The organism is Haloarcula sp. H-hyl2, from assembly GCF_056934385.1.
Map to the genome: position 1 here is coordinate 1 of NZ_JBRIIJ010000015.1, position 1,068 is coordinate 1,068.

At 59.2% G+C, this 1,068-nt stretch carries 1 protein-coding gene; it reads left to right on the forward strand.

Going from position 1 to position 1,068, the window contains the following annotated elements; genetic code table 11:
* Window positions 1–54 precede the first annotated feature (54 nt).
* Window positions 55–1,047 (forward strand): transposase, encoded by a 993-nt coding sequence (locus Hhyl2_RS22355; RefSeq protein ID WP_483548670.1) that lies wholly within the window; start codon window positions 55–57, stop codon window positions 1,045–1,047.
* Window positions 1,048–1,068: the final 21 nt, after the last annotated feature.

A 1,068-nucleotide genomic window follows, 5' to 3' on the forward strand; every position in this document is an offset into this window, starting at 1 on the left:
GAGGGTGTCATAGAACGAGTAGCACACCAAAGAGCAGGGTGAACGCTGAGGTGGATGAGTTCAGCGACCCTGCAAGATGATCCTTCGGTAGAGTCGTTCTTCAATGTCGCGGAAACCGAGACGCTAGCGTTGTTTGAGCATCTCTCCTTTGAGTTTCTCGAAGAGTTCGACGTGTTCGCCCCGGCGCAGACGGGGCGAACACGAGATCACGAACCACCAGAGCTGATGCGTGGCTTCCTCCATTGCTACTACCACGACATCTACGGCATTCGTCCCGTTGAGCGAGAGCTTCGGAACACGGTCGTTTGGCTGAGCTGTGGGTTCGATCGACCGCCGTCGAGAGACGCGGTCGATCGCTTTCTCACCGACCTCGAACACGTCGTCGACGAGGTCTTCGACCGACTCGTCGAGCAGGCCGCCCGGCGCGGCCTGCTCGATGTGACCTACTGTATCGATTCAACTGACGTGAGAGCGATGCCCGCCGATCAAGACGCGTCGAAGTGCTACGATCCAACCGACGACGAGTACTACTACGGCTACGGTTGCACGATCGTCTCGACCGGGCAAAAGATCCCGATTGCAGCCGAGTTCACAGAGAGTAAGCAAGCACCAGAGGAGACGGCGATGCGCGTCACACGTGACGCGCTCGCCGTCGCCAAGCCGATCTGGATGGTCGGTGACAGCGCCTACGACACGCTCGACTGGCACGACCACCTGCTGGCCGCAGGGGTCGTGCCAGTCGCCCCGTACAACGCACGAAACACTGACGACCCGAAAGACATCGAGTACAGGGTCGAAGACCGCATCGAACAACACAGCGAGGACGTTCAGCTGAAGCAGTCCACGTTGGATGAGACGTACAACCGCCGTACTGGAGTCGAACGAACCAACGAATCAGTGAAGGACTGCGGCCTCGGGCGAACGCACGCCCGAGGCCGCGTCCATGCACGAGCACAGGTCTTCCTCGCTCTGTGCCTTCGCCTCGTTGTCGCAATCACCAACTACGAACGCGGAGACAATCCGGGAAGCACGATCATCACGGTGTGACAAGAGTTCTATGACACCCTC